8 protein-coding genes and 1 pseudogene are annotated in these 13,944 nt (G+C 75.8%); 7 read left to right on the top strand and 2 right to left on the bottom strand.

Going from position 1 to position 13,944, the window contains the following annotated elements:
* Positions 1–448: pseudogene (locus tag ABD353_RS36995) on the bottom strand (hypothetical protein); the annotation flags it as partial.
* A gap of 1,393 nt (positions 449–1,841) precedes the next feature.
* Here ABD353_RS36995 and ABD353_RS36990 point away from each other — a divergent pair.
* From ABD353_RS36990 to ABD353_RS36960, 7 genes are all read left to right on the top strand, one after another.
* The gene (locus tag ABD353_RS36990) at positions 1,842–4,505 is read left to right on the top strand and encodes a toxin glutamine deamidase domain-containing protein (RefSeq protein WP_344628118.1); all 2,664 of its coding nucleotides are present in this window, start codon (positions 1,842–1,844) and stop codon (positions 4,503–4,505) included.
* An 11-nt stretch (positions 4,506–4,516) separates the two neighbouring features.
* Positions 4,517–5,119, top strand: a complete 603-nt coding sequence (locus ABD353_RS36985) for an SUKH-4 family immunity protein (protein WP_344628117.1) — start codon at positions 4,517–4,519, stop codon at positions 5,117–5,119.
* Between the two features lie 80 nt (positions 5,120–5,199).
* Complete coding sequence (locus ABD353_RS36980; protein WP_344628116.1) at positions 5,200–7,140, top strand: ATP-binding protein; 1,941 nt, start codon at positions 5,200–5,202, stop codon at positions 7,138–7,140.
* Positions 7,141–7,235: 95 nt separating this feature from the next.
* Positions 7,236–8,537, top strand: a complete 1,302-nt coding sequence (locus tag ABD353_RS36975; RefSeq protein ID WP_344628115.1) for an SUKH-4 family immunity protein — start codon at positions 7,236–7,238, stop codon at positions 8,535–8,537.
* Positions 8,538–8,627: 90 nt separating this feature from the next.
* Positions 8,628–9,206 carry an O-methyltransferase gene (locus ABD353_RS36970; RefSeq protein ID WP_344628114.1) on the top strand — a complete coding sequence of 193 codons (579 nt, stop codon included), beginning with the start codon at positions 8,628–8,630 and terminating at the stop codon, positions 9,204–9,206.
* A 93-nt stretch (positions 9,207–9,299) separates the two neighbouring features.
* Positions 9,300–12,089, top strand: a complete 2,790-nt coding sequence (locus ABD353_RS36965; protein WP_344628113.1) for an alpha/beta fold hydrolase — start codon at positions 9,300–9,302, stop codon at positions 12,087–12,089.
* The gene (locus tag ABD353_RS36960; RefSeq protein ID WP_344628112.1) at positions 12,086–12,955 is read left to right on the top strand and encodes an ABC transporter permease; all 870 of its coding nucleotides are present in this window, start codon (positions 12,086–12,088) and stop codon (positions 12,953–12,955) included. Before ABD353_RS36965 ends, ABD353_RS36960 begins: the two co-directional genes overlap by 4 nt.
* Before the next feature lie 113 nt (positions 12,956–13,068).
* Here the strand turns inward: ABD353_RS36960 and ABD353_RS36955 are convergent, their stop codons facing one another.
* Positions 13,069–13,872, bottom strand: a complete 804-nt coding sequence (locus ABD353_RS36955) for an ABC transporter permease (protein ID WP_344628111.1) — start codon at positions 13,870–13,872, stop codon at positions 13,069–13,071.
* Positions 13,873–13,944: the final 72 nt, after the last annotated feature.

Here is a 13,944-nt window from a genome sequence, read left to right as displayed (position 1 = left end):
CGGCCGGGCACGGCGAAAGCGGCGGCCACGAGGGCGGCGGCGAGCACGGGAGCGGAAACGGCGGGGACGGGAACGGCGGGGACTCCGGGTCGTCGACCAACTCGTCCTCCCACACGTCGGGTTCCTCGGATTCCTCGGGCGGCAGCGGGTCCTCCGGCGGATCGAACTCCTCGGGTTCATCCGGAACTTCGACTCCGTCCGGAAGCGGCGCGTCCGGCGGTGGTTCGTCGGGCAGTGGTTCGTCGGGCAGTGGTTCCTCGGGGAGCGGGCGGCCGAGCGGCGGGGACGCGAGCACGGGCACCGACCACACCTCCTCGGGCGGGCCGTCCGGGGCGGGCGGCGACTCCGGTTCGCACGGCAGCAGCGACGGCGGCTCCTCGTCCTCGACCCGGCACGGCAACGACGGCCGGGACAACCGGAGTTCGACACCACTCGACCCGTTCGGCACCCGGCTGTCCCCCGACCCGGCACCCGCCCCTGCCGCCCACCACACCCCGGCCGGAGGCGGCGACGGCACCCCGCCGCCCTCCGGCTCGCACACCCCGTCCGCCGGCCCCGACACGCACACGGGTACGGACGGTCGACCGTCCACCGGTTCGGACGGACCCACCCCGGCGCATACGGGTACGGACGGTCGACCGTCCACCGGTTCGGACGGACCCACCCCGGCGCACACGGGTACGGACGGCCGGTCGACGCCGGCTTCGGACGGGCCGGCTGCGGCGCGGCATGATTCCTCGGACGGGCCTGCGCCGGCGCGGCACGAGGGTGTGGATGCGGGTCCGGCGCACACGGGTACGGACGGCCGGTCGACGCCGGCTTCGGACGGGCCGGCTGCGGCGCGGCATGATTCCTCGGACGGGCCTGCTGCGACGCGGCACGAGGGTGTGGATGCGGGTCCGGCGCACACGGGTACGGACGGCCGGTCGACGCCGGCTTCGGACGGGCCGGCTCCGGCGCGGCATGATTCCTCGGACGGGCCTGCGCATGCCGGTGACGGGCATGCGGAGCGGTCCGGTGCGGACACCGCGCGGCCGGGTCCCGTCCCGGCGCACACCACGCCGGATGCCGCCCCCGCGCCGTCCCACGGTGGGCCGCAGCACGCCGGGGAGGGGCAGTCGCCACACGGCACGCCGGACTCCCGTCCGGGGCCGGCGCCGTCCCATCCGACCCCCGACTCCACACCCGCCCCCGCGCACTCCGGAGACTCCCGTCCCACGTACGGGCCGGTGCGCGGTGACGACGGCGTGGCCACGCCTCCGCACGGTGGCGGCGACCGCGGCACGCCCTCGTACGGGCCGGTGCGCGGCGGGGAGGCGGCCCCCGCGCCCGTGCACGCCTCCGACGGCGGCGCGTCCCGGCCGGGTGGGGACGTCCCCGGCCAGCAGCACCGTTCCGGCCCGACGCCGGACTCGGCGCCCGACCACCACACGCCGGCCGGCACGCCGGCACCGGACTCGACGCCTGGTCCGCGCAGTGAGGGCGAGGGCCGGGGTGTGCCCTCGGGCGGCGGTGTTCCGCACATGCCGTCGGCGGGGATCCCGTCGGCGGGCGTGCCGTCCGGGGGAGCGGACCACTCGCGCCCGTCGGCCTCCTCCTCGGACGGTCCGCACCGCGCCACGGTGGAGACGGCCTCCACGGCGGTCGCCGATGCCCCGCCGACGCACAGCCCGGCCGCGGTTCCGGACACCGGCCCGGGCCAGCCCGGCCCGTCCGGCCAGAACCCGGGCACGCCCACGCCCACGGCCGCCGGTCCGATCGGGACCGGTCCCGTGCCGGGTGCGGGCGCGCCGGGCGCCGGGACGCCGTCCGGCGGTACCCCGCCGCGGCAGGGTGGCCCCGTGCCCCGTACGGGCACCGGTGGTGACGGGCCGTCGACCGCCCGTCCGGCGACCGTCCCCGGTCAGTCCACGGGCCGCCCGGAGCACGGCGACCGTCCGAACGGCCTCGGCCCCCGGCCAGGTGCGGACCGCCCCGGCGCGGACCGTCCGTCCGCCACCCCGCGGCCCGACGCCGACCGCCCCTCGCGTCCGGATCCCCGGACGGCAGACCCCCGGACGGCCGACCCCCGCAGTGCGGACCCGCGCGACACGGGTCCGCGGCCTTCCACCGACCGCCCGACCGGTGCCGCGCCGCGCCCGGACACCGACCGTCCGGACCACGGCAGGCCGGAGGACCACGGCAAGGGCTCCGAGCAGCCCGAGCCCGAGGACCACGGCAAGCCCGAGGACGGCAAGTCCGAGACCGGCAAGCCCGAGGACCACACCGGGGCCGACCAGCAGCACGACCGCGACCCGGCACAGGACGCGGACTCCCGTGCCGACCAGGACGGCCGTCCCGATGCGGACACGCCGCCGCACGAGCGCCCGCTCTCCGACAGCCGTCCGTACGACACCCCCGGCGGCCTGGCCCGGGTCGAGGAGCACCACCAGCAGGAGCTGGAGCGGCGCATCCCGCGGAACCCGGACGGCACCCCGCAGCGCCACCCCGACCCGTACGGGGACTGGCCGGGAGCGGTGAACGGCGACGGGCACCGCGAGCCCGGCCGCGACAACAACTGCCTGGACGTGGCGCTCTCCAGCGCCGACACGTACAGCGGCAACCCGACGGCCGCGGCGGCCCGCACCGACGACGGCAGCCCGGACGGCGAGCGGGGCGGCCGGGACCGCGCAGAGCGCCAACTCGGTGCGCCCTTCCGGGACCTGGGCAACGGCGACCGGGCGTTCCACCGCCTGGAGGACACCCTCCGGCAGTCCGGGCACGGCTCCCAGGCGGTGATCGTCACCCAGGACGCGCACGGTCGCGCCCACGCCTGGAACGTGGTCAACCACAACGGCAAGATCGTCTACCTCGACAACCAGACCGGCGCCCGCAGCGACAAGCCGCTCCACAACGGCGACCACGGCGTCTTCGCCATCCCGCTGGACTCCGACCGCCGCCCGATCCCGTCCGACCACCACGGAGACGGCGCCGACCACCGTTCCGGCGCGGCCGACCGCCCGGACCACACCAAGGATCCGTCCAAGGACCGGGACAGGGACCGCGACACCGGCGACGCCCGCAAGAACCCCGGTGACCCCGCCGACCGCCCCGGCGACTCCGACCGCCGTCCCGCCGACCCCGCCGGCAAGCATCCGGACGACATGGAGGTCGACCACGATCCGGACCACCCGGACGACGAGTCGATGGCGGACGCCGATCACGAATCCGACCACGACCCGGATCACGACTCCGAGGCCGACCGGCCCCGCGGTTCGGCGGACTACGACGACGCCCAGGACCGCGAGCACACCCACTACGGGATGAAGGGCGACAACCTCCAGCGGGACATGCGGAGCACGGAGGACGGCGCTCCCCACCGCGATGTCCGGCAGATCACCCTGGACCGGGCGTTCGCGTTCCTGGACGGCCACGTCGACAACCACAACATCGCCAACCTGCTGCACGAGACGGCCCAGCAGAACAAGAACGACCCGCAGGGCGTCGGCTTCACCAAGAAGGAGCTCAGCGAGCGGCTGCCGGGCTTCGCCGACCTCAACCGCAACGAGCAGGCCGCGGTCGTCGGTGTGCTCGGCCGCCTGAGCCCGGCCGTCCACACGCGGTACGGCGTCGGTGCCAGCCCGGAGCGCGTCGCGGACCCCTACCGCTACCGCGACGACGTCGACCGGTCGCACTTCAGCGAGGAGGAGCAGGGCAAGCTCAAGAACGACGCGGGCGCCGACGACAAGTCGACCCGCGGCATGATGGCCCGCCGGAAGAAGAACTTCTGGGCCAGCCCCTCGGCGAAGACCCAGGAGAACTACCAGCAGGGCCAGACGACCCCCGACGCGAAGTACATCACCGGCGTCCGGGACCACCTGATCCTCAAGCGCCTGGAGGAGCGGCACCCGGGGCAGGACACGTACACCCCGGAGCAGGTCAAGCAGGTGGTGAAGGAGCTCGACGCGACGCTCAAGCCCGTCGGCAAGGGCATCCACCGGCCGGACTTCTCCGGCAAGAACTACGCCGTCGTCGAGGTCACCAGGATCCGCGACGAGAACGACATGGAGGTCGACGGCGCCGACCACGACCCGGACGCGGACACCCGGTACGTCGTCGACTCCTCGTACGGGGCGAGCCGCAAGGACGTGACGACCGAGCACTCCGAGCCGCACATCGGACGCTGGCTCACCCGGCTCAACGAGCGCGACGGCACGGACGACTGGCAGCCGCTCACCCTGCACACCGAGCGCGAGCCCTGCGGAAAGGGCCAGGGGCACGCCCACTGCTCGGTCTACCTCACGGAACCGAGCATGGACGGCGTCAACGTCTCCTACGCCACCGGCTACCGCAAGGGCGAGATGGAGGAGGGCGCCGAGCACGACGCGGAGACCGTGCAGCGGATGCTGGAGGAGGACAATCAGCGGTACCTGAACCGGATCGGCGACCTCTGGCTGAAGATGGCCGAGTCGGGTGCGCTGAACCAGCCGTCGACCACCGCCGCGCCGGCCCCGGCCGCCACCTGAGGAGACTGGACATGAACGTGCACGACGCGCCGGGCGGCGTCCCCGACACCGCCTGGCTGGAGCAGGTCTTCGGCGCGGACGGCGTCTGGCGGCCGACCGCGGAGCAGCTGCCGGAGTCGCTCACCCACGAGCCGACCCGGGCGTTCCTCACCGAGGTCGGCCTGCCGTGCGCCAAGGTGGGGCGGATCGGTCTGGACTCGCTGTTCCTCCGCGAGGAGGGTCTGTGGGCGCAGGACCCGGACGAGCTGTACGGGGTCTCCCGGCCGAAGGGCGACGACGCGGTCTCCGACATCTGCTTCAAGGTCATGGACCACACCGACACGGCCTTCATGCTGGACGCCGGGAGCGGTGCGGTCGACCTCTTCAAGCCGGACGGCTGGGACGCCGGCCTCGGCTACGGCGGCCGGTACACGTCCTCGCTGCCGCTGCTCGTCCGCGTCCTCGGCCTGGCGGCGCAGACCGTCGAACTGGTCGACGAGATCGGCCGCGACGAGGCCATCGAGGCCTTCGACGCCCGGCTCGACGAGCTGGGCCTGCTGGACGCCCACCCGTACCTGTGGACCGAGGTCTTCGAGTACATCGACGAGTACTTCGACGAGTTCCCCGTGGACTGACGGCCCGTCGGACACCCCGTCCGACGCCCGTCCGACGGCCGCCGCACACCGCACGACCCGCTCACCCTGGAGCCCCAACCGTGACCACAGCCGCCAACCACCGGCCGCACCCCCACCTCGGCGGGAGGGCCGCCGCCCTGCGCGCACTCGCGCGCTGGCACGGCAGCGAGCCGTCGGCTCCGAAGACGGTGCTGCTGACCGGCCGGGCGGGCAGCGGCCGGTCCCGGCTGCTCACCGGCTTCCTCATGCTGTGCGACCCGGACCACCGCAAGCGGATCGACACGGACGCGCTCGACCCGGCCACCGTGCCGTCCGCCGAGCTGCCCCCGCCCCTGGTCTTCGGAGCCCGCGGGCTGACGGCCACCCAGCTGCTGTGGTCCGTCGCCGACGGCCTCGGCATGGAGGTGACCCGGACGGCCGAGGTGCTGGAGCTGCTGGCCGAGCCCGCCGACGAGGGGACACCGCTGCTGCCGGTGGTCGTCCCGGACGTCGACGACGCCGGCGTGCTGCGCGTGCAGGAGGAGGCCGCCCGGGTCGCGGCGGAGGTGCTGCTGCCGCTGGCCGCCTCGCCCGGGGTTCGGCTGCTCGCCGACCTGCCGCGCTCCCAGGCCCGTTGGCTGGCCGAGCGGTTGCCCACCGACCGTCTGCTCCTGCTCGACCTGGACGAGGAGCCGTGGGCGGACCGCGAGGCGCTGCTGCTCCAGGCCCGGCACACCCTCGGCGCGACCGGCGCCGCCGACCGGCTGGCCCGGGCCGCCGACGGCCCGCTCACCCTGCGGCTGGCCGCCTGGTCCCTGCTCGCCGTGCCGGACGGGCCGGAGCTGCCCGCGCCGACCGGCGTCGGCGAGGCCCTCGACCTGCACGCCGAACGCTGCGGAGTGGACGAGTTGACGCTGCGGCGGCTGCTCGCCCCGCTCGCCCTGGCCGCGCCCGGCGAGCCGCTGCCGCTCGCGCTGTGGGGCCCGCTGGCCTCGGCCGTCGCCGGCAAGGACCTCGGCCCGGCGCTCGCCTCCGGGCAGCGCCTGCTGCTGCCCTTCACCACCCCGGCCGGCGACGACGACCACCCGGCCGTGCGGATCGCCCACCCCGCCGTCGCCGCCGAGGTCCGCGAGCGGTCCGGCGGCGCCGTCCGCGAGGCGCAGCGCCGGATCGCCGCCGCACTGACGGCCACGGTCGACGGGACGGGCGCGGTCGACGGGACGGGCATCGACGGCCGGACGGCCGACGGCGGGACGGGCGCCGGCCGCTGGGAGCGGGCGCTGCCGTACCTGCGCGAGCAGCTGGCCGGCCACGCCCTGGAGGGCGGGCTGCTGCCCGAACTCCTCGACGACCCGGGCTTCCTGCTGCACACCGACCAGGTCCGGCTGCGCGCCGCCGCCGAACACCTGGCGGCCGCAGGCCCCGGCCTCCCGCCGCTCGCCCGCAGCTGGCTGCGGGTGGCACCGCTGTTCACCCGCCACGAGCTCGGCCCGCAGCTGCGCGCCGGCCTGCTGGAGCACGCCCTGCGGCAGGACGGTCTGCCCGCGGCCGGGCTCGGCGAGGACCTGCCGTGGCGGACCGAGTGGACGGTGCCGCTGCCCGGTGTCGCCGCGCTCACCGCCGCGACCGGCCCGGACGGCTCGGCGCTGCTGGCCGCGTACCTCCCCGGCGGCGAACCGCAGGCGCGCGTCTTCGACGCCGCGACCGGCGCGTCGGTCGACCTGGCCCCGGAGCAGCTCGTCCCGCCGACCGACGAGGAGCGGGCGGCCTGTCCGGTCCGGCTGAGCACCGGCGCCGACTACGTGCGGATCTGGCCGCGGGAGGACGCCGGCGGACCGCTCGGGATCTTCGTCTCCGCGGGCCCGCTCGGCGGTGCCGACGTCACCCCGGACGGCCTGCTGCTGCTCGCCGACGCCGCCGGCCTGAGCGCCCTGCGGCTGACCCTGCCCGGCACGTCCGGGCTGCCCCGCCCGTCCGGCACGTCCGGGCTGCCCCGCCCGTCCGGCACGTCCGGGCTGCCCCGCCAGCCCGGCCCGGCCTGACCCCGGGCAGTACCGTGGCCACCGACCACCGACCACCGACCACCGACCACTGACCACCGGGCCCCGAGGCCCAGGTTCCGAAGGAGAGCGACCGCGTGACGACCCGCGCGCAGGCCGTCGAGGCGGCCCACCAGTGGATCAACGGCGACCTGCCCGAGGAGCAGTGGCGCACCGTCGGCGTCCACGAGTTCGACCTGGGCTGGGTGGTGTGGGCCGAGCCGGAGCCGCCCGCCGACGGGCCCGGCCCGGGCGAGCGGCGGCCGCCCGCGGAGATCGGCTCCTCCTGCGCGGTCGTCGACCGGGAGACCGGCAGGCTCAGCACCTGGCCGTCGGTGCCGGTCGAGGAGGTCGTGCAGCTCCACCGCGACAGCCTGGGCGCCGGCACGTACGACCCCGACCGGCCGCTCGCCACCGGGCCCGGCGCCACCGCCGTCCTCACCTACCGCGACGCGGCCGGCGAGGAGCAGAGCCTCTTCCGGATGTCCGCCCCCGGCGCCGCGCACCCCGAGGTCGAGACATGGCGGATCCTGCAGAGCCGGGGCGTGCGGCCGGAGGACGTGCTCGCCGTCCACACCGACCTGCGCCCCTGTGAACTGCCCGGCGGCTACTGCGCCGCCACCCTGCTCGCCGAACTGCCCGTCGCGACCTTCTCCTACGGCCACGACTACGGCCCGCGCTTCGACCGGCGCGCGGCCGGCGTGCGTGCCCTGGCCGACGCCGCCGAGAAGCTGTTCCGCGAGGCCGGCCGTCCGGCGCCGCCGCGCCCCAACCGGGCACCCTTCCCGCGGAGCGCCGCCGCGGCCGGACCGGAGCGGGACGCCGCCCTCGGCCGCCGCCTCGCCGAGCAGTTCGGCCCGGACGACGTGCACCGCTCCGACGCCGACGACGCCGCCGCCACCGCCCTCCCGGACGCCGCCCGCTCCACCCTCGTCTGGGCCGGCCTGCCGGCCCGGGTCGAGGGCTTCTTCGAGGTGCTGCCGGGCCTGCCGGACGTCGCCGCCCACCTGGCCGCGACCGGCCGCGGCCGCCGCGTCCCGGACACCGCCCGCGCGGTGCTCGCCGAGTACGTGCTGCTCGGCACCGACGGGCACGCGTTGGTCGCGGTGCAGTGCGGCGACGGCGGCACCGGCACCGGCGAGGGCGTCGGCCGGGTCTGGGCGGTCGACCCGGATACCGGGACGGGCCGCTACCTCAACGCGGACCTGTCCTCGTACGTCCGCTGTCTCGCCCTGCTCGCCGCCCACCGCCCCGCCCGCCGCGGCCTCGACGCGCACGCCGCCGCCGAGGCCACCGACGGCTTCCAGCAGCAACTGGCCGCCCTCGACCCCACCGTCTTCCAGGACCCGGAGAACTGGTGGGCCGTCGTCGTCGAGCAGATGTGGGACGGCCTGCTCTGACCCCGCCCCGTCCGCGCGGGTGAGGGGGCGGCGGACGCCGGGCCGCGAAAACACCTGCACCGCCCCGAACACCCGCGGCAGACTGGCCCGATGGACGACACGATCACCCGACTGCCGCCCGCCGTCGCCGCGTTGCGGGCCGCCGGGGCCGCCCACGGCTTCACGCTCTCCTGCGAGGAGCGGACGGGCGCCCTCCTCGCCGTCCTCGCCGCCGCCCGGCCCGGCGGACGGATCCTGGAACTCGGCACCGGCGTCGGCGAGGGCACGGCCTGGCTGCTCAGCGGCATGGACGCCGACGCCCGGCTGGTCAGCGTCGAACTGGACGGCGCCGTGCAGGACCTCGCCCGCGCCGAGCTCGGCGGGGACGGGCGCTGCGCGTTCGTCGCCGGCGACGGCGGGACCTGGCTGGAGGAGTACCGCGGCGAGCCCTTCGACCTCGTCTTCGCCGACACCTGGCCGGGCAAGTTCACCCACCTGGAACGGGCCCTGGACCTGGTCGCCCCCGGCGGCACCTACCTGATCGACGACCTGCTGCCGCTGCCCGACTGGCCCGCCGAGCACACCGCCGCCGTCGACCGGCTCGTCGGCCACCTGACCGGCCGCCCGGACTTCCGCACCGTCCGGCTCGCCTGGTCGACCGGCCTGCTCATGGCGGTGAGGACCGCCTGACCCCCACCGGGCCGCACCCGAACGACCGGCGCGGATGACGTGATCGCGCCCTTTACGGGCTCCCTACCCCGAACGGGGTTAGGGTCGGTGGCCATGGGGTTCGGGTGGGCCCGGCGCCTCCGCCGGCTGGGACGGCGTGCGCTGGTGGCATGGGTGGTTGCGGCGGTGCTGGTCGTCGTGGGGGCGATCGGCACCGCCGCCGGCGGTTCCGGGCCCGAGGTGCGCCAGGAGGACCGCTTCCTCGCCATGCCCGAGACACCGGGCAGCAGCGCGACCGTCCGCATCGACACCTCGTTCTTCACCACCGGTACCTCGCCACACCCGGCGATCCTGCTCGCGCACGGCTTCGGCGGCTCCAAGGAGGGCGAACGCGACCGGGCCCGGCAGCTCGCCCGCGCCGGGTACGCCGTCCTCACCTGGTCCGCCCGCGGCTTCGGCCACTCCGGCGGCCGGATCGGCCTGGACGCCCCGGACCGCGAGATCCAGGACGTCACCCGGCTCGTCGACTGGCTCGCGAAGCGGCCCGAGGTGCAGCTCGACAAGGCCGGCGACCCGCGGGTCGGCATCACCGGCGCCTCCTACGGCGGCGGGGCCGCCCTGCTCGGCGCCGCCTACGACCCGCGGATCGACGCGGTCGCCGCCGGCATCACCTGGTGGAACCTCGCCGACGCGCTCTTCCCGCAGGCCGCCCAGGGCTCGACCGCCGCCGACGGCGTCTTCAAGAAGCTCTGGGCCGGCCTGTTCTTCACCACCGGCTCGGCCGGCGCCGCCACCGGCGGGCTCGCCGGCGCGCCCCGCGACGGACAGCAGGACGGACAGCAGGACGGGAAGCCCGGCGGACCGCAGGGCGCGGTCGGCTGCGGCCGCTTCCTCGACGAGCTGTGCACCATGTACAACCGGGTCGCCGCGGCCGGCCGCCCCGACGCCGAGGCGGTCGCGGTGCTGGAGAAGTCCAGCCCGTCCTCGGTCGCCGACCGGATCAAGGTGCCCACCCTCGTCGTCCAGGGCCAGCAGGACTCGCTCTTCCCGCTCGACCAGGGCGACCGGATCGCCAAGGCCGTCGCCGCCAACGGCGCGCCCGTCGCCGTCGACTGGTTCGCCGGCGGGCACGACGGCGGCACCGAGGGCAGCGAACGCACCGACGCCCGGGTCACCGCCTGGTTCGACCACTACCTGGCCGGCAAGTCCACCGGCACCGGCCCCGCCTTCCGGGTCACCCGCACCGGCGGCGTCGACTCCACCGGCTTCCAGGCCGTGCTGCGCGGCGCCGACGCCGACGCGTACCCGGGACTCGGCGGCACCGCCACCCGCAGCGTCGAACTCGCCGGCCGCGAGCAGACCGTCGCCAACCCGCCCGGCGGCGCCCCGCCGAACATCTCCACCGTCCCCGGCATCGGCGCGCTCTCCCAGGCCGCCGCCCTCGGCAGCGGCCTCGCCCTCGACTTCCCCGGCCAGTACGCCGCGTTCGACTCCGACCCGCTGACGACCGCGCTCGACCTCACCGGCCAGGCCCGTGCCTCGATCACCGTGCACGCCGACCGGCCCGACGCGGTGCTCTTCGCCAAGCTCTACGACCTCGGCCCGGACGGCAAGCAGACCCTGCCGCAGCAGCTCGTCGCCCCGCTGCGGGTCACCGGCGCCGACGCCCCCGGCGGCCGCACCGTGCAGATCGCGCTGCCCGCCGTCGACCACTCCTTCCCGGCCGGGCACCGGCTGCGGCTCGTGCTCGCCTCCACCGACCTGGCCTACGCCTCCCCGGCGCAGCCCGCCACCTACACCGTCTCCGCCGCCGGGCCGCTGACCCTCCCGACCGTGGCCGGCCTGCACACCGAGGCCGCCCCGCTGCCCGCCCGGGTCTGGGTGCTGCCGCTGCTCGCCGTCGCCGCCGCGGCCGGGCTGCTCCTGCTGCGCCGCCGACGCCGCCCGCAGCTGCCCGCCGACCCGGCGCTCGCCGGCGTCCCGCTGCAGATCACCGGCCTCAGCAAGCGCTACAAGGGCGCTGCCGACCGGTACGCGGTGCGCGAGCTGTCCTTCCGCGCCGAACAGGGCCAGGTGCTCGGTCTGCTCGGCCCGAACGGCGCCGGCAAGACCACCACCCTGCGCATGCTGATGGGGCTGATCCGCCCCGACGAGGGCGAGATCCGGATCTTCGGGCACGCGGTGCGGGCCGGTGCGCCCGTGCTGTCGCGGGTCGGCGCCTTCGTCGAGGGCGCGGGCTTCCTGCCGCACCTCACCGGCCGCGCCAACCTGGAGCTGTACTGGCAGGCCACCGGCCGCCCCGCCGAGGACGCCCACCTGGAGGAGGCGCTCGCCATCGCCGACCTCGGCGAGGCCCTCGACCGCGCCGTCCGCACCTACTCCCAGGGCATGCGGCAGCGCCTCGCCATCGCCCAGGCCATGCTCGGCATGCCCGACCTGCTGATCCTCGACGAGCCGACCAACGGCCTCGACCCGCCGCAGATCCGCGAGATGCGCGAGGTGATGATCCGGTACGCCGCCGGCGGCCGCACCGTCATCGTCTCCAGCCACCTGCTGTCCGAGGTCGAGCAGAGCTGTACCCACCTCGTCGTCATGGACCGCGGCCGCCTGGTCACCGCCGGGGCCGTCGCCGAGATCGTCGGCGGCGGCGAGCAACTGCTCGTCTCCACCGCGCCCGGGTACGGCTCCGAGGAGCTCGCCGCGGCCGCCGACAAGCTCGCCGCGCTCGACGGCGTCGTCTCGGCGGAGCCGGCCGACGGCGGCCTGCTCGTCCGCCTCGACGACGGCGGCGGCGCCGCACGGCTGGTCGTCGAACTCGTCCGCCTGGAGGTGCCCGTGACGGGCGTCGGCCCGCAGCGCCGCCTGGAGGACGCCTTCCTGTCCCTGATCGGAGGCCCGGCATGAGCAGCACCGCACCCGCTCCTGCCGCGGAGCAGGCGGCGGCCGGCTACTCGGCCCGCCGCACCCTGCCGCTGCGCGTCGAGGCGGTGCGCCAACTCCGCCGCCGCCGCACCCTGGTGATCGGCGGGCTGCTCGCCGCGCTGCCGTTCGTCATCCTCGCGGCCTTCCAGATCGGCGGCACGCCCGACCGGCCGGACCGCACCACCTTCATCGAACTCGCCACCTCCTCCGGGCCGAACTTCGCCGCCACCCTGCTCTTCATGGGCACCGGCTTCCTGCTGGTCATCCCGGTCGCGCTGTTCTGCGGCGACACCGTGGCCTCGGAGGCCGGCTGGTCCTCGCTGCGCTACCTGCTGGCCGCGCCGGTGCCCCGGGCCCGGCTGCTGGCCCGCAAGTTCACCGTCGGGCTGGCCTTCTCCGCCGCCGCGATCGTGCTGCTGCCGCTGGTCGGCCTCGCCGTCGGCACCGCCGCCTACGGCTGGGGCGACCTGAAGCTGCCCACCGGCACCAGCCTGCCCGCCGCCACCGCGCTGCCCCGGCTCGGCCTCGCCGTCTGCTACGTGATCCTCGCCGAACTCGTCATCGCGGCGCTGGCGTTCTGGCTCTCCACCGCCACCGACGCGCCGCTCGGCGCGGTCGGCGGCGCCGTCTTCCTCTCCATCATCACCGGCGTCCTGGACGCCGTCACCGCCCTCGGCGACCTCCGCGAGTGGCTGCCCGCCCACTGGCAGTACGCCTGGGCCGACGCACTCCAACCCCACCTCGAATGGGGCGGGATGATCCAGGGCGTCTCGCTCTCCGTCTCCTACGCGATCGTCCTGCTCGCGCTCGCCTTCCGCGGCTTCGCCCGCAAGGACGTGGTCTCCTGACGCACCGCCCGGCCCGGATCCGCACGCGGCCGGGGGCGGCGCACTCCGACCGTGTGTCGGTGTGCGCCGCCCCTTCCGCATGCGCTGCGCGGGCTCCACGCGGGTGCTCCCGGCTACTTCGGGTCGCGGTTGAAGGTCGAGGTCGACCAGAGGTGGCCGAGGACGCTGAGGCCGAGGCACCAGGCGACGGCGAGCCACCCGTTGTTGCCGACCTCGGTGCCGAGCAGCAGGCCCCGCAGCGTCTCGATGGCGGGGGTGAAGGGCTGGTACTCGGCGACCGGCTGGAACCAGCCCGGCATGGAGTGCAGCGGGACGAAGGCGCTGGACAGCAGCGGCAACAGGATCAGCGGCATGGCGTTGTTGGAGGCCGCCTCGGCGTTCGGGCTCACCAGGCCCATCCCGACGGCGATCCAGGTGAGGGCGGTGGAGAAGAGGACGAGCAGGCCGAGGGCGGCGAGCCCCTCCAGCACGGTGGCGTGGGTGGGGCGGAAGCCGATGGCGAGGCCGACGGCGCCGACCAACAGGACGCTGACGACGGACTGCAGGACGCTGCCGACGACGTGGCCGACGATGACCGAGGGACGGTGGATGGCCATGGTGCGGAAGCGGGCGATGATGCCCTCGGCCATGTCGTTGGAGACGGAGACGGCGGTGCCGATGGTGGTCGAGCCGATGGTCATCAGCAGGATGCCCGGGACGATGTAGGCGATGTAGGCGTCGCGGCCCGCACCGCCGCTCATGGTGTTGCCGAAGATGTACACGAAGAGCAGCAGCAGCATGACCGGGGTCAGCAGCAGGTTCAGCGTGAGCGAGGGGTAGCGCCGGGCGTGCAGGAGGTTGCGGCGCAGCATGGTGGCCGAGTCGCGGACGGCGAGGGCGGCCCGGGACGGGCGGGCGGGGGCCTGTGCAGTGGTCATCGGACCGACTCCTGGGACTGGTGGGGGACGGTGGTGCCGCCGGTGAGGGCGAAGAAGACGTCGTCGAGGTCG

Source organism: Kitasatospora arboriphila, assembly GCF_039528095.1.
Classification (GTDB): domain Bacteria; phylum Actinomycetota; class Actinomycetes; order Streptomycetales; family Streptomycetaceae; genus Kitasatospora; species Kitasatospora arboriphila.
Note: the sequence above shows the minus strand (reverse complement) of the source record. Positions and strands in the feature narration are given on the sequence as shown.